The organism is Mycobacterium sp., assembly GCF_008709575.1.
GTDB lineage: Bacteria > Actinomycetota > Actinomycetes > Mycobacteriales > Mycobacteriaceae > Mycobacterium.
Map to the genome: position 1 here is coordinate 31,866 of NZ_VYIK01000011.1, position 19,398 is coordinate 51,263.

The 19,398-nt window shown below is 65.3% G+C and carries 17 protein-coding genes; 8 read left to right on the forward strand and 9 right to left on the reverse strand.

The features are described 5' to 3' along the window. Positions 1 to 41: 41 nt before the first annotated feature. The 4 genes from F6Q13_RS04035 to mgtE all read right to left on the reverse strand — a co-directional run bounded on the left by F6Q13_RS04035 (position 42) and on the right by mgtE (position 4,917). A complete protein-coding gene (locus tag F6Q13_RS04035; protein ID WP_293052684.1) occupies positions 42 to 2,312 on the reverse strand; it encodes a copper-translocating P-type ATPase in 2,271 nt (756 codons plus the stop codon). 77 nt (positions 2,313 to 2,389) lie between these two features. Continuing rightward, positions 2,390 to 2,818 (reverse strand): DUF1490 family protein, encoded by a 429-nt coding sequence (locus F6Q13_RS20260; protein WP_367141025.1) that lies wholly within the window; start codon positions 2,816 to 2,818, stop codon positions 2,390 to 2,392. Continuing rightward, complete coding sequence (csoR, locus tag F6Q13_RS04045) at positions 2,818 to 3,174, reverse strand: copper-sensing transcriptional repressor CsoR (protein ID WP_293052585.1); 357 nt, start codon at positions 3,172 to 3,174, stop codon at positions 2,818 to 2,820. The genes F6Q13_RS20260 and csoR overlap by 1 nt, the downstream gene beginning before the upstream one ends. A 270-nt stretch (positions 3,175 to 3,444) precedes the next feature. Continuing rightward, positions 3,445 to 4,917, reverse strand: a complete 1,473-nt coding sequence (mgtE, locus tag F6Q13_RS04050; protein WP_293052588.1) for a magnesium transporter — start codon at positions 4,915 to 4,917, stop codon at positions 3,445 to 3,447. Between the two features lie 356 nt (positions 4,918 to 5,273). Between mgtE and F6Q13_RS04055 the strand changes: the two genes are divergently transcribed. Next, positions 5,274 to 5,696, forward strand: coding sequence for a DUF3349 domain-containing protein (locus F6Q13_RS04055; RefSeq protein ID WP_293052591.1), 423 nt, complete (start codon positions 5,274 to 5,276; stop codon positions 5,694 to 5,696). A 69-nt stretch (positions 5,697 to 5,765) separates the two neighbouring features. Here F6Q13_RS04055 and F6Q13_RS04060 read toward each other — a convergent pair whose 3' ends face one another. The 3 genes from F6Q13_RS04060 to F6Q13_RS04070 are packed head-to-tail and all read right to left on the reverse strand — an operon-like array spanning position 5,766 to position 7,643. Then, on the reverse strand, positions 5,766 to 6,080 hold the full coding sequence (locus F6Q13_RS04060) for a hypothetical protein (protein WP_293052594.1): 315 nt from the start codon (positions 6,078 to 6,080) through the stop codon (positions 5,766 to 5,768). Then, complete coding sequence (locus F6Q13_RS04065; RefSeq protein ID WP_293052597.1) at positions 6,077 to 7,327, reverse strand: inorganic phosphate transporter; 1,251 nt, start codon at positions 7,325 to 7,327, stop codon at positions 6,077 to 6,079. The genes F6Q13_RS04060 and F6Q13_RS04065 overlap by 4 nt, the downstream gene beginning before the upstream one ends. Next, complete coding sequence (locus F6Q13_RS04070; protein ID WP_293052600.1) at positions 7,272 to 7,643, reverse strand: hypothetical protein; 372 nt, start codon at positions 7,641 to 7,643, stop codon at positions 7,272 to 7,274. The genes F6Q13_RS04065 and F6Q13_RS04070 overlap by 56 nt, the downstream gene beginning before the upstream one ends. A gap of 223 nt (positions 7,644 to 7,866) precedes the next feature. Here F6Q13_RS04070 and F6Q13_RS04075 point away from each other — a divergent pair, with 223 nt between their 5' ends. Next, complete coding sequence (locus F6Q13_RS04075) at positions 7,867 to 8,175, forward strand: hypothetical protein (protein ID WP_293052603.1); 309 nt, start codon at positions 7,867 to 7,869, stop codon at positions 8,173 to 8,175. A 69-nt stretch (positions 8,176 to 8,244) separates the two neighbouring features. On the opposite strand, the gene F6Q13_RS04080 is transcribed toward F6Q13_RS04075, so the two are convergent. Continuing rightward, positions 8,245 to 9,003: a TVP38/TMEM64 family protein gene (locus F6Q13_RS04080; protein WP_293052606.1), complete on the reverse strand. Its 759-nt coding sequence runs from the start codon at positions 9,001 to 9,003 to the stop codon at positions 8,245 to 8,247. Between the two features lie 224 nt (positions 9,004 to 9,227). Between F6Q13_RS04080 and mutA the strand changes: the two genes are divergently transcribed. Genes mutA through F6Q13_RS04105 form a run of 5 tightly spaced genes read left to right on the forward strand, consistent with a single transcriptional unit; the run spans position 9,228 to position 16,270 of the window. Then, a complete protein-coding gene (gene mutA / locus F6Q13_RS04085; protein ID WP_293052609.1) occupies positions 9,228 to 11,096 on the forward strand; it encodes a methylmalonyl-CoA mutase small subunit in 1,869 nt (622 codons plus the stop codon). Positions 11,097 to 11,101: 5 nt separating this feature from the next. Next, positions 11,102 to 13,399 carry a methylmalonyl-CoA mutase gene (gene scpA / locus F6Q13_RS04090; protein WP_293052612.1) on the forward strand — a complete coding sequence of 766 codons (2,298 nt, stop codon included), beginning with the start codon at positions 11,102 to 11,104 and terminating at the stop codon, positions 13,397 to 13,399. A gap of 4 nt (positions 13,400 to 13,403) precedes the next feature. Beyond that, positions 13,404 to 14,393, forward strand: a complete 990-nt coding sequence (gene meaB, locus F6Q13_RS04095) for a methylmalonyl Co-A mutase-associated GTPase MeaB (protein WP_293052615.1) — start codon at positions 13,404 to 13,406, stop codon at positions 14,391 to 14,393. A 52-nt stretch (positions 14,394 to 14,445) separates the two neighbouring features. Next, on the forward strand, positions 14,446 to 15,711 hold the full coding sequence (locus F6Q13_RS04100) for a serine hydrolase domain-containing protein (RefSeq protein ID WP_293052618.1): 1,266 nt from the start codon (positions 14,446 to 14,448) through the stop codon (positions 15,709 to 15,711). Positions 15,712 to 15,766: 55 nt separating this feature from the next. Continuing rightward, positions 15,767 to 16,270 carry a DUF2505 domain-containing protein gene (locus F6Q13_RS04105; RefSeq protein ID WP_293052621.1) on the forward strand — a complete coding sequence of 168 codons (504 nt, stop codon included), beginning with the start codon at positions 15,767 to 15,769 and terminating at the stop codon, positions 16,268 to 16,270. Between the two features lie 84 nt (positions 16,271 to 16,354). Here the strand turns inward: F6Q13_RS04105 and F6Q13_RS04110 are convergent, their stop codons facing one another. Then, positions 16,355 to 16,690 (reverse strand): hemophore-related protein, encoded by a 336-nt coding sequence (locus tag F6Q13_RS04110; RefSeq protein ID WP_293052624.1) that lies wholly within the window; start codon positions 16,688 to 16,690, stop codon positions 16,355 to 16,357. A gap of 396 nt (positions 16,691 to 17,086) precedes the next feature. Here F6Q13_RS04110 and F6Q13_RS04115 point away from each other — a divergent pair, with 396 nt between their 5' ends. Beyond that, positions 17,087 to 18,823 carry an AMP-binding protein gene (locus tag F6Q13_RS04115; RefSeq protein ID WP_293052627.1) on the forward strand — a complete coding sequence of 579 codons (1,737 nt, stop codon included), beginning with the start codon at positions 17,087 to 17,089 and terminating at the stop codon, positions 18,821 to 18,823. Positions 18,824 to 19,398: the final 575 nt, after the last annotated feature.

Sequence of the window (19,398 nt, forward strand, 5' to 3'; positions counted from 1 at the left end):
TGTCGCCCGGGGTCGGCGCTGACCCGATGCGAGCGCGGGGATCAGGCGAATCGGCGTAGCCGCAGCGAGTTGGTCACCACGCTGACCGAGGACAGTCCCATCGCCGCACCCGCCACGACCGGGTTCAGTAAGCCCAGCGCGGCCAACGGGATGGCAGCGGTGTTGTAGCCGAAGGCCCAGCCGAGATTCTGGTGGATCGTGCGCAGGGTTTGCCGAGAAAGCCCGATCGCGCGCACGACGCCGTCGAGCCGATCGGACATCAAGGTGATGTCGGAGGCTTCGATGGCCACGTCGGTGCCGGTGCCGATCGCGATGCCCAAATCGGCTTGCACCAGGGCAGGGGCGTCGTTGACGCCGTCGCCGACCATCGCGACCACCCGACCCTGGTCTTGGAGCCGGCGCACTTCGGTGACTTTGTCTTGTGGCAGCACCTCGGCCAGCACCGTGTCGATGCCGACCTGCTGGGCGATCGCGGCTGCGGTGCGGCTGTTGTCGCCGGTGATCATGGCGACCTGCAGTCCCATCGCGTGCAGCTGGCGAACCACGTCGGCGGCGTCGTCTTTGACCGTGTCAGCCACCGCGAGCACCCCCGCAACGTGCCCGTCGAGGCCGACGAACACCGCCGTGCGGCCCCGCTCCTCGAGCTCGCCGGCCGCTGCGGCGAGGTCGTCGGGCAGCTGCAGGTCGTGCTCCTGGACAAGCGTGCGCCGCCCGACCAGCACGTGGCTGCCGTCGACCTCGCCGCGCACCCCTTGCCCGGCGATATTGGCGAACCCGGTGGCGGCCGCAATCTCCAATCCCCGCTCGCGTGCACCGGCGACGATCGCCGCGCCGATCGGGTGTTCGGAGCCCGACTCGACCGCCGCGGCGATCCGCAGCACCTGCTCGGGCTGCTCCTGCGTGCCGACCACCACGTCGGTGAGCTGCATCCGGGCACGGGTGAGGGTGCCGGTCTTGTCGAACACCACCGTGTCGATCTTCCTGGATGCTTCGAGCACTTCACCGCCCTTGACCAGGATCCCCAGGTCCGCACCCCGGCCAGTGCCGACCATGATCGCCGTGGGGGTAGCCAGGCCCAGCGCACACGGGCACGCGGTGATCAGCGCCGCCACCGCCGCGGTCATCCCCGCGACCGGATTTGCGGCGATCAGCGTCCACCCGGCAAATGTCAGGGCGGCAACACCGATGACGGCCGGCACAAACACTGCCGAGACCCGGTCGGCCAACCGCTGCACCGGTGCCTTGCCGCCCTGGGCCTGCTCGACCAGGCGCACGATGTGCGCCAGCGCGGTGTCGGCCCCGACGGCGGTGGCGCGCACGGTCAGCAACCCATCGGTGTTGACGGTGGCTCCGGCAACACGGTCGCCGACCGTTTTCTCCACCGGGACGGACTCGCCGGTCAGCATCGACTCGTCGACGGCAGCGCGCCCGTCGACGACCTCCCCGTCGACCGGGATCTTCTCTCCCGGCCGTACCCGCATCAGGTCCCCGACGTGGACTTGAGCGATCGGCACGAGAAGTTCTTGACCGTCGACGAGCAGGCAGGCTTCCTTGGCGCCCATCTCCAGCAGCTTGCCGATCGCCTCGCGGGCCTTGCCCTGGGCGCTGGCCTCCAAATAGCGGCCCAATACCACGAACGCGATGATCAGCGCCGAGGTGTCGAAGAACAGCGGCCCACCGGCGAACAATTGATAAGTCGAGTAGCTAAACGCGGTCAGCGTGCCCAGCGTGATCAGCGTGTCCATGCCAGCGGACCCCGCCCGCGCCTGCTGTACCGCCCCTTTCAGGAATGGCCAGCCGGCGACGAATTGCACCGGCGCCGTCGCGGCGAAGGCCAACCACCCGGCCCACGGGGGAGCGAGGAACATCGTCGCCATCGACACCAGTCCCAACGGAAAGGCCACCCACACCCGCCGCAACCACCTCCGACGCTCGCGCCGGCTCTGCTCGTCCGGCGACACGCCGTTGGCGCTGACCGGCGCGGAGCCGCAGCTGCCGCAACTCTCGGCATCCGGCGTCCGGTCTTGTGCGCGCCCGCGTAGGCCGGCAATCCTGCGCACCATGCCGACCCGGGGAACAGTGGCCGAGTGCGGGGCACGCTCAGGCACCAATTCGGCCGGGATGTGCTCGGCGTCGGCGATCGCCGACAGCACGGCAGCGGTGTCGCAGCGCTCGGGCGAATACCAGACAACCACCGATCCGGTCCGCGGATAGGCTTGCACGGACTGTACGCCGGTCACTCGGAAAACCGTTTCCTCGATCGCCACAGCCCGGACGGTGTCGACATGAAACCCGTTGACCGCTACTCTCATCCGCCCCGCCGCGTCGGAGAGCACTTTCAGCGCCAGGCCGGTGTCGGGGCGAGTTTTAGTGGCAAGCATCAGCGGCCTCAGTGACTTTCGTCCGGGGCCACATCCGCCGCCGGCGGCGGTGGAACTTGTTCACCCATACTGGCTGCCGCCTCGGCCAGCACGTCGGCCGTCGCCAATCGGACTTTCTCGGCGGTTTCTTTGGACATGCTCTCCATTGCGCGCACAGCCCGCAGGCCCAAAGCAGTAGCGCTCACCGCAATCTTCCGCCACGGAGCCTTCGCCAAAACCTCAAAGGCCGCAACACCCACCACCCCGTTGACCACCGAGGACACCGCCGTGCCCCACAGTCCGGTCCCCGACGATAGCGCTTGTCGCGGTAGCTGCCCGTGACGCGGGCCTAGCGCAGCGGGCCTGGGGCTACCACACCGTGTCATCACGAATTCTCCCTTCCATAGTCGTTGGCTTTCTATAGTCGTTGGCTCGTTGTTGGCTCGTCGTTGGCGCATCACGCGCGGTCCTCCGCCGGCATCTCGTCAGCGGTCGGTTCCCCCACTGCGGCCCCGTTGAGGTGCAAATCCGGTCCGGTCAACGCGGGCGTGAACTTGACCGCATCAATCAGCTCGGCTATTGCCGCCGGTCCACGGCCGTCCAGCACCGCCGCCGAAAAGCACGTCTCCAGATGGTTGTGCAACATCACCCGGTTCGCTCGCTCCAGCGAAGACTGCACTGCGGAGATCTGCTTCATCACCTCCACGCAGTAGGCGTCGGACTCCACCATTCGGATGATCCCGTCGAGATGACCCCGAACCGTCTTGAGCCGATTCAGCGCCGCCCGCTTCTTGGCCGTCAATTCGTTGCTCATCGCTACCTCCCAACGGACACCACGGTAGTATAGCCCACCCCACCCGGGGTGGGCTATCGAAGACGGGCTGCTGCCTGAACCGGTCGGTCTTCATCGTGTGGTGAGGGCGACGACATCGCACGACGACATCGCACTCCGCAGCGCGGTGAGTGCAGCCTGGATGCCCTGGACGCAGACCCGGGTGTTCGGCGCCTGTCAATGGCGGTCGAGCGACCAGGGTATTAGCGACTCGTGCCCGAGGTCGGACACCTTTGGGTGCAGACGAGGCGCTCAGATGCCATGCAGTTCCGACAGCATCAAGCGAGCGATCATGAAATAGATGATCAGCCCGGTGCCGTCGACGATCGTGGCGATCATCGGGCCTGAAACGACGGCCGGGTCGACCCGCAACATTTTCAGCAGGGGCGGAAGCAGCGCCGCGATCAGCGACGACCACAGCACTATTGCCGCCACCGTCACCGCAACGGTCGCAGTCACTTCAGGACCCACGCTCAACGTCCAGGCGCGGATTATCGCTGCCCCCGCCATGGTCAGGGCCAGGAGCGAACCGGTCGACATCTCCTTGGCCAACACGAGGGGGACGTCGCGAAACCGGATCTGGCCGGTGGCCATGGCGCGGATGAGGGTGGTGGTGATCTGGGTGCCGGTATTGCCGCCGGTGCCGATCAGCAGCGGAATGAAGAACGCCAAGGCGACCACCGCCTCGAGCTCGGTCTCGAACGCCCGCAGCACGGTTCCGGTGTAGGCTTCGGCGGCGAACAGGACGAGAAGCCAGACGACGCGCTTGCGCCACAGCAGCCACGGGGATGCTCTCAGGTAGGGCACTTCCAGCGGAGCGGAGCCGCCCTGCCGTTCGGCGTCTTCGGTCGCCTCGTCCTGGGCAATATCGTGGGCCTCGTCCTCGGCGATGATGCCGAGGAGCTTTTTGTCGTGATCGACGACGGGAACCGCCAGTAAATTATGGTCGAGGAGTATCTGGGCGGCCAGCTCGGCATCGGTCAGCGCTGAGACCACGATCAGGTTCTCGTCCATCAACTCCGCAACCTGCTGTTGTGGATCGGCCAGCACGAGACGACGGAACGGGACCAAACCGAGCAGATGAGAGTCCGCGTCGGTAACAAAGATGTATGCGGTGGTTCGTGAATCGCTCAGCGACGCCGCAGCGTTCGCGCGGGCTGCGGCGATCACCTCCGACACCGTCATGTCCGGGCGCACGGTCAACATCTCGGGCACCATGTGTGCCGCGGCCGAGTCCTCGGGCCAGCTCAGCAACCCGCGAAGAACCGTCGCTCGGTCCGGCGGCAGCAACGTCAGCAACGCCTCGCGTTTCGGTCCGTCCATTTCGCGCAGAATGCTGGTGGCTTGATCGGAGTCGAGCGCGTCGAGCATGAGAGCCGCCCGCGATGGGTCCATCGCCTCAAGTACCTGCGCTGCCAGATTGTCGTCAACCGACTCGATCAGCTCGGCGCCGTTATCAGGGTCGAGCAATTCACCGAGTTTGCCGAATTCGGTTGTGGACAACGCGGCGAGTTCACGGGCCCGATCCCACACATCGGTGACGGCATCGATCCACCGCTCGACGGCTTTCGGATCCCCGCTCGCGACGACTTCCCGCAGCGGCAAGCGTCGAGGCAACACCGCCAGGAGCGGAAAATAGTCAGTACTGGGCACGTCCTCGGGGTATCCGCCACGCACAAACGACACGACTTTGGCGAGAACGGGCGGAAGATCGCTGCGGACCATGGTCATACCTTCCAATCAGCTAGCCGTGCCGGTAAATGACCGGTCGCTGCCCACGGCGCTGTCTCGATGTGCATAGGCACGACTGAGTTTGGCGCCGAGAGCATGTGCGCAGCGTTGCCTCGAGTGGCCAAAGGTATCGGTGGTGAAATCCAACGTGCGGAGCGACCGATCTGTATCGCACAGTAAAAGGGGAGCACACCGCGAAGTTATACGCAACTGTCGCGCTCACCCGATCGCCAAGGATGTCGCCCTAATGGCGTAACGTCACGAATTCGCTTAATGAACGGCGGATGAATTATTCGACATGCTGCGATAGCACACTGGCGCGAATTATGCCACCGGCTGACACTGTTGGTATGACGAACTCTTCTCCTGCCCAACCCGATCATCGTCATTTTCTCCGATCAGTGGTGCGCTGGTTGCAGGTTGGCTATCCGAACGGTGTCCCCGGACCCGACCGGGTTCCGTTGCTGGCTCTGCTGCGCAGCACACCGCTGAGCGAAGAGCAGATCCGGGAGGTGGTGCGCCGCATCAGCGCAGCGGCAGGATCCCCGGCAACAGTTGACCATTCGATCGACCGTGACGAGATCGCCGAGTTCATTGCCGGCGTGACCCATCACGATGCCGGGCCGGAGAACATCCGTCGGGTGGCCGGCGCGCTGGCCGCAGCCGGCTGGCCACTGGCCGGCATCGACGTCAGCGAGGTAGTGCCCGGTGATCAACTGGCCGAGGCAGCCGAAGACATCGCGTCCCAAGCTCCGGGTGCCTCGGGAGCTTGACGGGCCGACGAGGCGGCGATGCACGGCGCGCGCCGCCCTGACGACCGCCACGGTGTTCGCTGGTGTCGCCTACTCGGTCATCTCGGGCACGGCATGGACCTGCGTAGCCCCGAGCAGATACCAGCCCGTTTTCGCCGCGATGAAGTCGCGTGCGATGAACAGCACCCCGAGCAGGACTGCCGTCAGCACCAGGCCGTAGATGATCCAACTGAGCGCGACTAACGCCGGGCGCTTCGTCGCCGCGGCGACATGACCGTCGGCGACACCGGCGCCGGTAGCCTGCAAGCGCACTCCCGCCGCGAACAACGCCGGCAAACCAGCACCTACCAGCAGACTGAAGAGCAGGATCTTCACAATGGCGGAGTAGTTGAACCAGGCGCTCACGATGTCTTCTCCGCGGTCGTCTCGACGGTCGTCTCGACGGTCTTCTCCGCGGTCGTCTCTGAGCCGACCGCAGCCGGCTTCGGTGCCCCGTTTCCAGCGCCGGGTGAGGATTCGAGCCCGGCAGTCAGGCTCCCTTCCCAATCGGCGTTGACGTTCGTGTGATCGATGCGCACCTTACGCGACTGCAAGTAGATGGCCAGCGCCACAGCCGACAGCACGGCGAATCCGATGATCGCACCGGGGTATCCGCCGATGCCGTGGACCAGCCAATACGTGAACGCCCCGACGACGCCGGCAGAGGGAAGTGTGACCAACCAGGCGACCACCATCCGTCCGGCGACGCCCCAACGCACCTCGGCGCCGGGTTTTCCCACGCCGCTGCCGAGCACCGATCCCGTCGCAACCTGTGTGGTGGACAACGCATACCCGAAATGGGCGGACAGCAAAATGACCGCGGCCGACGACGTCTCGGCGGCCATCCCCTGCGGGGCCTTGATCTCCACCAAGCCCTTGCCCATGGTGCGGATGATCCGCCAGCCGCCCAGATATGTGCCCAGCGCTATGGCCATCGCGCAGCTCACGATGACCCACATCGGTGGCATATGCGCTTTGCTGCTGACGGAGCCGTAGGACATCAGTGCCAGGAAGATCACGCCCATTGTCTTCTGGGCGTCGTTGGTGCCGTGTGCCAGCGACACCAACGCCGCGGACCCGATCTGGCCGCGGCGGAAGCCTTTTTCCGTGCGCTTCTCCGGGATGCCCCGGGTGACGCGATAGATCAGCCAGGTGCCGGTTGCCGCGACCACGATCGCTACCACAGCCGCCGCGAAGGCGGGCGTGATCACCTTGGACACCACGCCCTGCCAGATCACCCCGTGGCCGCCGACCGCGGCGATCGTCGCGCCGATGATGCCGCCGATCAGCGCGTGCGAGGAACTCGAAGGAATGCCGAGCAGCCAGGTCAGCAGGTTCCAGACGATACTGCCGACCAAGCCGGCAAAAACGAGCTCCAGTGTCACCAGATGCGCGTCGACGAGGCCTTTGGCGATCGTCGCCGCGACCGCTGTGGACAAGAAAGCGCCCACCAGGTTCAGCACCGCCGACAGCGTCACCGCGACCTTCGGCGCGAGCGCACCGCTGGCGATCGAGGTGGCCATGGCATTGCCGGTGTCGTGGAACCCGTTGGTGAAGTCAAACGCCAACGCTGTAATTACGACGATGATCAGCAGAAAAAGCTGAAAGTTCACAAACGGGAGTGTAGCGCGTCGACATCCGTAATACACCGGAAAGTGCCGGGGAAAGCTCCGGTCGAAATATGACCCCTCGGTTAATCAAATTTTCACCTGCCCTTAAAAATGTCATCAAATTGCGTTCATAATAATGAGATGCTCGCCAGTACATTTTTGCGACGGCAAAGTGGTGTGCTGCGGCGTTGTGCAGGGTGATCTGCTGGGTAGCCGACGCAGCGACATCCGCGCCGTCGTTAGTGAGCGCCGCGTGGTTGAGGAAACGTCCCGTCGAGAGCTGCCTCGTCGCGGGCGGCCGTCCGGAGTCTTTGTCCACGCCGGTGATCCGATACGGTGCGATACATTACGGCGAAACGCCGGTGTTCGTTGGCGGCGGTCCGGCCCGGCAACGAAACTTCTTGTCCGTCGGCAGTCGCGGGGCGTTGGTGGATCTGTGGAGGGGAAAAATCCTCAGCCGTGTGACGGTGACTGTGCGATCCTGAACCCGGTGGCAACGGAAGGGCGGGCGGGCAGTGTGGGCATTCACGAGACGAACGGCGGTGCTGCTGCTGGCAGGTGCCGGAATCATCCCAGTTACGTTGGGGTTACCGCCGGCCGCCGCCGACCCCTCCGAACAAGAGCTTGATCGACTTGCGAACCGGTACGCCTCGACGACATGCGCGCAGCTGGCCCAGATTCCCGGCCAACAGGGCGTCTACGCGGCAATTGCGGACGTTATGGACCGGAGTGCGATTGCGCGGTCGGCGGCCGAACGGGTGGTCTTGCTCGCGTCACAAGCCTCTTGCCCTCAGTACCAATCCACCGTCAAAGAATTTGTCTCGCCCGCCGCGCTGGAGCCGGCAGATTAATCGAGGCCACTCTCGAGCCACCCTCAAGCCGTCGAGTCGACGGCGACCTGCCTGGTTGTCCGCGTGTGCTCAGCGGAGAAGCACCGGCTCGGCATCCTCGCGCCGCACGACCGGTGCGTGGCGATGCCGCCGATGGTGACGGATCTCGGCGGAGAGCAGCCCCAGTCCGGCGAGGCTCGTGCACAGCGACACCAAAAAAAGCACCGGGCTGACGCGACCGGTGAGCGCGTCGCCGAAGATCACGACCGCCGCCGTGCCGGGAACCAAACCAACCAGGGTGGCCAGCGTGTAGGGCAGCACCGGCACCGCCGACGCGCCGGCGGCGTAGTTGAGTATCGAAAACGGCACGGCGGGGATCAACCGTAATGACATGATCGCCGGCCAACCCCGGGTGCGCAGCCGGGCGTCGAGCCTTTCGACTGCCCGGTGACGAACCAGATGGCCGAGTCGCCAGCCGGTCAAGCGCACCGCAACCAACGCGATCACCGCGCTGGCCGTACTGGCAAGCACCGCCAGCACCACCCCCTGGGCTACCCCGAACAGCAGTCCGGCGGCCAGCGTGAACGCCGTGCGAGGAAACGGCAGCACGGTCACGACCATGTGTGCTCCCAGAAACGCCAGCGGCAGCCACGGTCCCGCCGAGGTCGCCCAGTCCCGCAGCTGGACCGCCGTGGGCAGTTCGACCATCAGCACCAGCGCGACCAGCCCGAAGAGCGCGACGATGGTCGCCACGATGCGCCGTCGAGATACCTGACCGGCCGTCGTGACGGCAGCGACGATCAGGCTGCGCAGCGTGTCAGCGACTAAGCTGGGGGTGGGAACCGGCACGGAGATCAAGCCTACGGGTCGTCGATGAACACAGCGTTTCACGCGCCGGGCGTTTCCCGAACAGTGATCCAGTGCCGGGGCGCGGGTCGTCGTCAAGCCGCGATCAATTAGCCTGGTCATCGCTAGGCATGCCCGGCTGGGAAGGCGGGCCGGGACGCCCGAGGGCGAGCCGGGGCAATCAGATCCAGCCGCCGTAGACAACGCCATGACAACAGGAGCCGCCGGTGTCTTGCGAGGTGTCCGCCGGGCCTGCCGACCTCGAGCAGGGCCGCGCCCGCTGGCGGGCGGCGGTGGCCGGAGTGCTGGCCAAAACCTTACAGGCGCGCGGCCAGGACGCCAGCGGATTCGGGCCTGAGCCCGAGCGTCTGCTCGATACCCCGACCTACGAGGGGTTCGCCATCCGGGCGCTCTATACGGCGTTGGATGAGCTGCCGGAGCGGCCGCTGCCCGGCCGGTGGCCTTTTGTCCGCGGCGCCGACGCGCTGCGCGACGTCAGTGCCGGCTGGAAGGTCGCCGAGGTCTTCCCCGATAACGGCGCCGACGACAACGCCGCGGTGCTGACCGCGCTTGCCGACGGTGTGAGCGCTCTGGTCCTGCGTATCGGCCCGTCTGGGGTGGCACCCGCGCAACTCGAGCAGCTGTTGGCCGGGGTCTATGTGGACTTGGTGCCGGTGATACTGGACGCCGGCGCTGATTACGCCGCGGCCGCCGAGGCACTGTTTTCCCTGCTGGCCGCGGTGGACAAGCCGACGACGCTGTCGGTGGACCTGGGCGCCGACCCGTTGACCGCGCCGCTGTGCGGTCGGCGGCACCCGTCGCTCGACGAGGTGGTCGAAGTGGCGACCAGGGCAGCGCAGACCCCGGGTGTGCGGGCGATCAGCGTCGACGGCATCACGTTCCACAATCTGGGAGCCAACGCGGCCTGGGAGCTGGCCGGCAGCATCGCCGCCGCGGTCGACTATGTGCGGGTACTTGCCGGATCCGGATTACCGATTGCAAAAGCCTTGCAGCAGATTAGTTTCCAGCTGGCTGCCGACGACGACCAGTTCATGACGATCGCCAAGATGCGAGCCGCGCGTCGACTGTGGGCGCGGGTTGGCGAGGTCGTCGGCGAACCGTGTGGCGGCGCGGCCGTTCTGCACGCCCAGACTTCGCTGCCGATGATGACGCAGCGTGATCCGTGGGTGAACATGCTGCGCACCACGCTGGCGGCGTTCGGTGCCGGCGTCGGCGGCGCCGACACCGTCCGGGTGCTGCCGTTCGACGTGGCGATCCCCGGCGGCTTGCCCGGCACCGCGGCCGGTTTCTCCCGCCGCATCGCGCGTAACACGCAGTTGTTGCTGCTGGAAGAGTCGCACGTGGGACGGGTGCTGGATCCGGCGGGCGGGTCATGGTACGTCGAGGATCTCACCGAGCAGCTGGCGGCGCGGGCCTGGCAGCATTTCCAGGCCATCGAAAAATGGTCGGCGCAGCGGGGAGCGACCGGTGGATTCGTCGATGCCCACGACTACCTGCGTGATCAGATCGCTGCGATCGCCGCACGCCGCGCCGACGACATCGCGCATCGCCGGACACCCATCACCGGCGTCAACGAATACCCCAACCTGGCCGAAGCGCCTCTTCCACGGGCCGACACCCCACCGCAGGTACGCCGCTACGCCGCAGCATTCGAGGCGTTGCGGGACCGCTCGGACACTTACCTGCAGCGCACCGGATCGCGACCCCGGGCGCTGTTGCTGCCGTTGGGCCCGCTGGTCGAACACAACATCCGGGCGACCTTTGCAACCAATCTGTTGGCCTGCGGCGGCATCGAGACCATCAACCCGGGGCCCCTCGACGCCACAAGCGTTCCCCGAGCGGTTTCGGATGCCGGCTCGCCGACGACGGCGGTGATCTGTGGCACCGACGAGCGCTACGCAACCGAGGCCGTGGGCGTCGTCAAGGCGGCGCGTAGTGCCGGAATAGAATGCGTCTACCTGACCGGACCGGAAACGGCGATCGGCGACACCGTGCACCGGCCTGACGCATACCTGACGGCCGAAATCAATGCGGTCGAATTCCTGTCGAACCTGTTGACCCGATTGGGAGCCTAGCGACGATGACCGCTCACGATGTCGCCGGCAAGCCGGCTGAGCAAACTCCTTATGTCATCGGCAGTTTCGCCGATGTACCACTGTGCGGCGAGCATTCCTTCGAGGCTCCGACCGAACCAGACGTCCGGCAGCACATCGCCGCTGCCGCCGCTGCGCACGGATACACCCCGGATCAGCTGGACTGGGACACCCCCGAAGGCATCGTGGTCAAACCGCTCTACATCGCCGCCGACCGTGCCGCCGCGGAAGCCGATGGCTACCCGCTACACAGCTTCCCGGGTGAACCGCCGTACATTCGCGGCCCGTACCCGACAATGTATGTCAACCAGCCGTGGACCATCCGCCAATACGCCGGCTTCTCCACCGCGGCCGAATCGAACGCCTTCTACAGGCGTAACTTGGCCGCCGGCCAGAAGGGTCTTTCGGTGGCCTTCGACCTGGCCACTCACCGCGGCTACGACTCTGACCACCCACGGGTGCAAGGTGATGTCGGAATGGCTGGTGTTGCAATAGATTCCATTCTGGACATGCGGGAACTCTTTGACGGCATCGACTTGTCAGCGGTCAGTGTGTCGATGACCATGAACGGCGCGGTGCTGCCGATCCTGGCGCTGTATGTGGTAGCCGCCGAGGAGCAGGGCGTGCCGCCGCAAAAGCTTGCCGGAACGATCCAGAATGACATTCTCAAAGAGTTTATGGTGCGCAACACCTACATCTATCCGCCGAAGCCGTCGATGCGGATCATCTCCGACATCTTCGCCTATACCAGCGCGAAAATGCCCAAGTTCAACTCGATTTCGATATCCGGGTACCACATCCAGGAAGCCGGCGCAACCGCCGATTTGGAGCTGGCTTACACACTTGCCGACGGCGTCGCCTACATCCAGGCCGGCCTCGACGCCGGCTTGGACATCGACCAGTTCGCGCCTCGGCTCTCGTTTTTCTGGGGCATCGGGATGAACTTTTTCACCGAAGTAGCCAAACTGCGCGCCGGTCGGCTGCTGTGGAGCGAGTTGGTCGCCCAGTTCGGGCCCAAGGACGTCAGATCATTGTCCCTGCGCACCCATTCGCAGACTTCGGGATGGTCGCTGACCGCGCAGGACCCCTTCAACAACGTCGCGCGGACTTGCATCGAAGCGATGGCCGCCACCCAGGGACACACTCAGTCACTGCACACCAACGCCCTCGACGAGGCGTTGGCTTTGCCCACCGACTTTTCGGCCCGCATTGCTCGCAACACCCAACTGCTTCTGCAACAGGAGTCCGGTACCACCCGCCCGATCGACCCCTGGGGCGGCTCCTATTACGTGGAGTGGTTAACCCATCAACTGGCGCAACGTGCCCGCACTCATCTCCGCGAAGTGGAAGAGCACGGCGGTATGGCGCAAGCGATCAGCGACGGTATTCCCAAGCTGCGCATCGAAGAGGCCGCCGCACGCACCCAGGCCCGCATCGACTCCGGACGCCAGCCGGTGATCGGGGTCAACAAGTACCGGGTCGAGGAGGACCAAGAGATCGAGGTGCTCAAAGTCGACAACAGCCGGGTGCGCGCCGAGCAGCTGGCTAAACTTCGTGAGCTGCGGGCCGGTCGGGATCAACGTGCGGTCGACGCCGCACTGGCCGAGCTGACTCGGGCTGCCGCAACCCGGGGCCGAGCCGGTGCAGACGGGCTTGGTAACAATCTGCTGGCGCTTTCCATCAACGCGGCTCGGGCCAGGGCCACCGTCGGGGAGATCTCCGCTGCGCTGGAAAAGGTCTACGGGCGCCACCGTGCCGAGATTCGAACTATCGCCGGCGTTTACCGTGATGAAGTCCAAGGCGCAGGAGGAGGTGGCAGTATCCGCTCTTTTTCCAAGGCTGCGGAACTCGTCGAGAAGTTCGCCGAGGCCGACGGTCGGCGGCCGCGCATCCTGGTGGCCAAGATGGGCCAGGACGGCCACGATCGGGGCCAAAAGGTGATCGCGACGGCGTTCGCCGACATCGGATTCGACGTCGACGTCGGATCGCTGTTCGCCACGCCCGAAGAGGTCGCCCGCCAGGCCGCCGACAACGACGTCCATGTGATCGGGGTATCGTCGCTGGCCGCCGGTCACTTGACGTTGGTGCCGGCGCTGCGCGACGCTCTGGCCGAGGTAGGCCGACCCGACATCATGATCGTGGTCGGCGGGGTCATCCCGCCGGGTGACTTCGCTGCGCTCTACGACGCCGGCGCTGCCGCCATCTTCCCGCCCGGAACCGTCATCGCCGAGGCCGCAATCGGCTTGTTGCACAAGCTTGCCGAGCGGTTGGGATACACGCTTTAGCGCAATGGCACCCGATCACGACGACACCGTCGAAAAATTGGCCGACGCTGTCCGCAACGGCGACCGCACAGCGCTGGCACGGGCCATCACCGTGGTGGAGTCCACCCGCGCGGACCGTCAAGAGCACGGGCAGCAGCTGCTGCTCGAGCTGATGCCGGAAGCCGGGAAGGCCTATCACGTCGGCCTGACCGGGGTTCCCGGTGTCGGGAAGTCGACCGCGATCGAGGCCCTCGGGATGTACCTGATCGAGCGGGGACACCGGGTCGCGGTACTGGCCGTCGACCCGTCGTCGACGCGGTCTGGCGGATCGATCCTCGGCGACAAAACCCGCATGCCGCGCTTGGCGGTGCATCCGGACGCCTATGTGCGTCCCTCCCCGACATCGGGCACGCTGGGCGGAGTCGCCAAAGCTACCAGGGAAACCATGGTCCTGCTGGAAGCAGCCGGGTTCGGCGTGATCCTCGTCGAGACCGTCGGCGTCGGCCAATCCGAGGTGGCAGTCGCCAACATGGTCGACACCTTTGTCTACCTGACGCTGGCGCGCACCGGGGATCAGTTGCAGGGCATCAAAAAAGGTGTGTTGGAGCTGGCCGACATAGTCGTGGTGAACAAGGCCGATGGCGACCACCTGGCCGAGGCGCGCGCAGCTGCGCGCGAACTCGGCGCGGTGATCCGGATGATCCATCCGCGCGAGACGCTATGGCGTCCGCCGGTTCTGACGATGAGCGCTCTGCAGGGGACCGGGGTTGAGCAGTTATGGCAAACGGTCGAGAAGCACCGGCGGGTGCTGACCGAGGCCGGACAATTCGAGGCGCGCCGGCGGGCCCAACAGGTCGACTGGACCTGGCAGATGGTCCGTGACACGGCGCTGGACCGGGTGCTGTCCAATCCTGCGGTGCGCCGGATCCGCGCCGAGCTGGAACGGCAGGTCGTGGCCGGCGAGATAACTCCGACCATGGCCGCCCAGCAAATACTGAGGGTTGCAGCAGGCTAACGGAAGGATAACTCCGGCATTGTTTGCGGAACAGCTCGGTAAATTCGATGGTATGCGGCTGGAAGTCGTAGGTGATCGCCGATCGGTGCTTCCGCACGGTGTGCACGGCGCGGCGGACCCTCGCTTTGCCTGTGCCGTGCGCAGCTTCGCCGGCATGTTCCCGGGTCGCCGATTCGGAGGCGGGGCACTGGCCGCCTATCTCGACGGGGAACCGGTCGTGGACGTCTGGACCGGATGGTCCGACCGGCGCGGACGGGTGCCATGGACAGCCGATACCGCCCCGATGGTGTTCTCCGCTACCAAAGGGATGTCCTCCACCGTTATCCACCGGCTCGTCGACCGGGGACTGATCGACTACGACACACCGGTGGCCGAGTACTGGCCGGAGTTCGGCGTCAATGGTAAGTCCGACATCACGGTCCGCCAGTTGATGCGGCATCAGGCCGGCTTGTCGGCGTTGCGCGGGGCCGGCGCGGAAAACTTGCTGGACCACCGGTTGATGGAAGATCGGCTGGCCGCGGCGCCGCCGGGATATTCACGCGGCAAACCCGCCTACCACGCGCTGACCTACGGCTGGCTCATGTCGGGGCTGGCCCGGGCAGTCACCGGCAGGGGGATGCGGGAACTGTTCCGCATGGAGTTGGCCGAGCCGCTGAACACCGACGGTCTACATCTGGGCCGGCCCCCGGTCGACGCGCCGACGCAGCCCGCCCAGATCGTCATGCCACAGAGCGGCATCCCTAACGTCCTGTTTGACGCGGTCGCACCCAGGGTGGCCGCGCTCAGGATGTCGGCCGGATTCGGGGCCCTGTATGCCCCGGGCATAAAAGCACTGCTACAAGGCGACATGCCGATACTCGACGGTGAGCTCCCGGCAGTCAACGGAGTCGTGACGGCACGTGCGTTGGCCAAGATGTATGCGGCGATCGCCAACGATGGCGAGATCGACGGGACTTCCTACTTGTCCCGGGAATTGGTGGCCGGTCTAAGCGGACCGCGCAGCCTTCAGTGGGACCGAAACATGCTGGCGCCATTGTCGTTTCATCTCGGCTACCACCGTGCGCCATTCGGTGTGATGCCGGGATTCGGGCACATCGGCCTGGGCGGATCACTGGGTTGGGCCGATCCCGCGACCGGATTGGCGTTTGCATTCGTGCACAACCGGCTGTTATCTCCGCTGGTGCTGGTGGATCATGCCGGATTCGTCGCGGTGGCCGCCCTGTTGCGGCGAGGCGCCGTCGAGGCCCGCAGACACGGATTCGAGCGAATAGACGAATTCGGGGCTCCATTCCGCGAGCCGGGAGCGGCGGCGGGCTGATGGCGGTTATCCTCCGGGACCGAAGTGAATCACGGGATAGGGAGATGGATCGGTAATGCCGCGTTCGTTCGACGTATCTGTCGAATCATCGACCAGTGTCGAACAGTTCCATGCGGCACTCAGCGGCCAAGACTACTGGCTGGCCCGGCTTGCGGCCTCCGGCGAAAGTTCCACGTTCGACTCGTTGATCGTCGACCCCGATCGTACGGTGCGGATGGTGGTCGTCCAGGATGTCGTCCGTGACCTGTTGCCCGGTATGCTCGCCAAATTTTATCGCCGCGACCTCACAGTCCGGCACACCGAGACGTGGAGGTCGATCGGCGGGCAGCAGCTGCGCGGCGAGATCAGCGTCGTGGTGTCCGGGGGGCCGGGATCCGGTTCCGGTGTGGCATTGATCACCCCGACCCAAACCGGGTCTCGGTTGACAGTCCGGGGAACCGTCGAGTTCAAAGTCCCGCTTGTGGGCGGCGTTATCGAGAGTTTCCTCGCGCACGAGTTCGCTCAAGGAATCCCAGAACTTCAGCGTTTCACCACGACATGGATCGGCCAACATTCTTGAAGAGTCTTGTGGCTGGTCGATGACGCGAAGACGACACCCCGGCCGGTACGGCCAAGGTTGCCCGGGAGATGCAGACCCGTCGGCTCAGTACTGAGAACAGGTGTTGGCCACCTGCGTAATCAGTCCAAAGTACTGCTGAGCTTGTGGGATGCTCTGCAACCTTTGGGCCATCTGCAGGCGCTGATCCGGCCCGGAAGCGAGAAAGGACCGCAGATACGACTGCGCCACCGGCGATCCGTTCAGCTGCGTGGCAACCGCCGGATCTTCCGCGTTCAGCGCCGATACGATCTGTGAATAACTGCAGGTTGTGTTGATGGCCGGGCTCAGATCGGGGTCCGCCGACGCCATCCCTGCACCGGCGGTCGAGTACAATGCGAGGCCGGTCACTGCGACCACCAGCCGGGTCAACGAGAGCGTCACTCGGAGTACCTCCCAACTCATGCACCGCCAACGGCTTAGCAGTGGCCGTCGTTAGCCAGGCTAGCAGGTTTTGCGGGCCGGCTGACTTTTCTCCCGTTGACCAGGCAACTTCATGGTCGGCCGAGCGTCGTGTCCAGTCGTTCTGCGGGCAGGTCAATGGTGATCGGCAGGGCCCGGCCACTCCGGAATGAGCTGCGGATCAGCGACACGTCGTGAGGTGTCGCCCGGCGGTCCTCGTTGCTGTCGGCGGCGAACCGTGGCGGCCGTACTGCGGGCCCCGGCGAGTAAGAGACGACTGAATTTCCTTGTTCGGTGTGCTGAGAGGACCAGCTTTCTCCGGGGCGCCACGAGGGCACGCGCAGGCAATTCAGTGCGGATGCAGGTACCATCGTGCGGGTGATCGGATCTTCTCTTCCGGAGGTGCTGCGCGAGCGAGCGAGTCTGCAGCCCAATGACATCGTGTTCACGTTTGTCGACTACGAGCAGGACTGGGACGGGGTAGCGATAAGCCTGACGTGGTCGCAGCTGTACCGGCGCAGTACCAACCTCGCGCACGAACTTCGGCGCCATGCCACGACTGGTGACCGTGCGGTGATTTTGGCACCGCAGGGACTGGACTACATCACCGCGTTTTTCGGCGCCTTGCAGGCCGGAATCGTTGCGGTGCCGCTTTCTGCTCCGCAGGGCGGTGTCACTGACGAGCGCGCTGATTCGGTGCTGCGCGACGCGTCTCCCGCTGTTGTTCTCACCACCTCGGCCGTCGCGGGCAACGTCGCCGAGCACATCAAGCCGCAACCCGGTGAACGCGCTCCGCTGCTGGTCGAAGTCGACAGGCTGGACCTGGACTCCCGCACGGCAAGCGGTGCGCGAAGCTACAGTCTTCCCGAGGTCGCGTACCTGCAGTACACCTCGGGTTCCACCCGTCAACCGGCCGGTGTCATGCTCTCGTACGCCAATGTTTTCGCCAATATGCGGCAGACTATCTCCGCCTACTTCCGGGACTACGGAAATGTCGCCCCGCCGGACACGACCGTGGTGTCATGGTTGCCCTTCTACCACGACATGGGCCTGGTGGTGGGCATCATCTTTCCGGTGTTCGCCGGACTTCGCGCCGTGATCACCAGCCCGGTGTCGTTCCTGCAGCGCCCGGCGCGCTGGATGCAGTTGCTGGCGACCAACAGCCGTTCGTTCAGCGCGGCGCCCAATTTCGCGTTCGAGTTAGCAGCCCGAAAGACGTCCGACGACGACATGGCCGGACTTGATCTGGGGGACGTCGTCAGCATCTTGAACGGCAGCGAGCGGGTACAACCGGCGACTCTCGCACGCTTCGCGAATCGGTTCGCTCCCTTCAACCTCCACGACACCGTGCTGCGGCCCTCTTATGGAATGTCCGAGGCGATGGTGTACATCGCCACGCGAACGGCGGGACAACCACCGGAAATAGTCCACTTCGAATCGGAGAAGCTGCTCGCCGGCCATGCCAAGCGATGCATGAACACCAACGGCACGCCGCTGGTCAGTTACGGTATGCCGCAGTCACCGACGGTGCGGATCGTCGATCCGGATACCCACATCGAACGTCCGGCCGGAACCGCCGGCGAGATATGGGTGCACGGCGACAACGTCGGTGCAGGCTATTGGGGGAGGCCGCAGGAGACCGACTACACGTTCAATGGCAGGATCATTGCCCCGTCGCCCGGTACGCCGGAAGGGCCATGGCTGCGGACCGGAGATTTGGGCTTCTTCTTCGAAGGCGAGCTGTTCATTATCGGGCGCATCAAGGATCTGCTGATCGTGTATGGGCGTAACCACTCGCCCGACGACATCGAGGCGACGGTTCAGGAGATTACCCACGGTCGCTGCGCGGCTGTGGCGGTCCCGGACGGCGGCACAGAGCAGTTGGTTGTCATCATCGAACTCCGGGATCGGGCAGACTCCCAGGACTCGACCGACAGGTTCGCCGTCGTCAAGCGTGAAGTCACCTCGGCAATATCGAATGCACATGGCCTCAGTGTCGCTGACCTGGTCCTGGTGGCAGCGGGCTCGATCCCCACTACCACAAGCGGCAAGGTCAGACGTAGCACGTGCCTCGAGCAGTACCGGCAGGGTCAGTTCGTCCGCTTGGACGCCTAGGAAGTAGTACCAGGTCGGTGGTTGTGTCGCAATCGTGCGCGACCTTCCTGACTACTTCGGCACAGATGTGCCTGCCGCGTCGCTGGTGACCTCGCCGAGCGCCGCGGCTGGTGTTGGGATCGGCACCGCTACGCGCCCTGCGTGGCCCCCCGCGCGTTCTCGGAGCGCCGTGGATTCGTTGAGATCGACACCATCGGCCCCATGCCGGGATGGGAATCTGGAGGTCCCGCAGCGATCCGCGTAGCTGCTCTCACCCCCGCCAGATGATCGCTCGACAGCCGCCTGTTCGAGCCGGCCGCCGAGAAGGCTCGAACAGCACTGCCGGCTGCGCCGGACCGAGTTGGCCTTGGGGATGACGGCAAAAGCACACGCACGCTCTGAAAGACTGTCCGCGAGCCTGGATTCCGAGCCATCGCCTGGATCAACCACTTCCGAAGCGCTGGCCGAATCGACGCCGGAACCGGGCTCATCGGCCTTGACACCTTTCGCAACCCTGTTACATTGAGCGGCACCCGCGAGGCCCGGCTGCCTGACGACAGTCGGCGAGTCTCGACCGGCTCGGCAATTCTGCGCCT

Coding starts and splice junctions, on each gene's coding strand:
- F6Q13_RS20260 (WP_367141025.1), bottom strand. CDS start 2,818: ATGCGCCAACGACGAGCCAACAACGAGCCAACGACTATAGAAAGCCAA.
- F6Q13_RS04105 (WP_293052621.1), top strand. CDS start 15,767: ATGCCGCGTTCGTTCGACGTATCTGTCGAATCATCGACCAGTGTCGAA.
- F6Q13_RS04055 (WP_293052591.1), top strand. CDS start 5,274: ATGACGAACTCTTCTCCTGCCCAACCCGATCATCGTCATTTTCTCCGA.
- scpA (WP_293052612.1), top strand. CDS start 11,102: ATGACCGCTCACGATGTCGCCGGCAAGCCGGCTGAGCAAACTCCTTAT.
- meaB (WP_293052615.1), top strand. CDS start 13,404: ATGGCACCCGATCACGACGACACCGTCGAAAAATTGGCCGACGCTGTC.
- mgtE (WP_293052588.1), bottom strand. CDS start 4,917: ATGGTCCGCAGCGATCTTCCGCCCGTTCTCGCCAAAGTCGTGTCGTTT.
- csoR (WP_293052585.1), bottom strand. CDS start 3,174: ATGAGCAACGAATTGACGGCCAAGAAGCGGGCGGCGCTGAATCGGCTC.
- F6Q13_RS04035 (WP_293052684.1), bottom strand. CDS start 2,312: ATGAGAGTAGCGGTCAACGGGTTTCATGTCGACACCGTCCGGGCTGTG.
- F6Q13_RS04100 (WP_293052618.1), top strand. CDS start 14,446: ATGCGGCTGGAAGTCGTAGGTGATCGCCGATCGGTGCTTCCGCACGGT.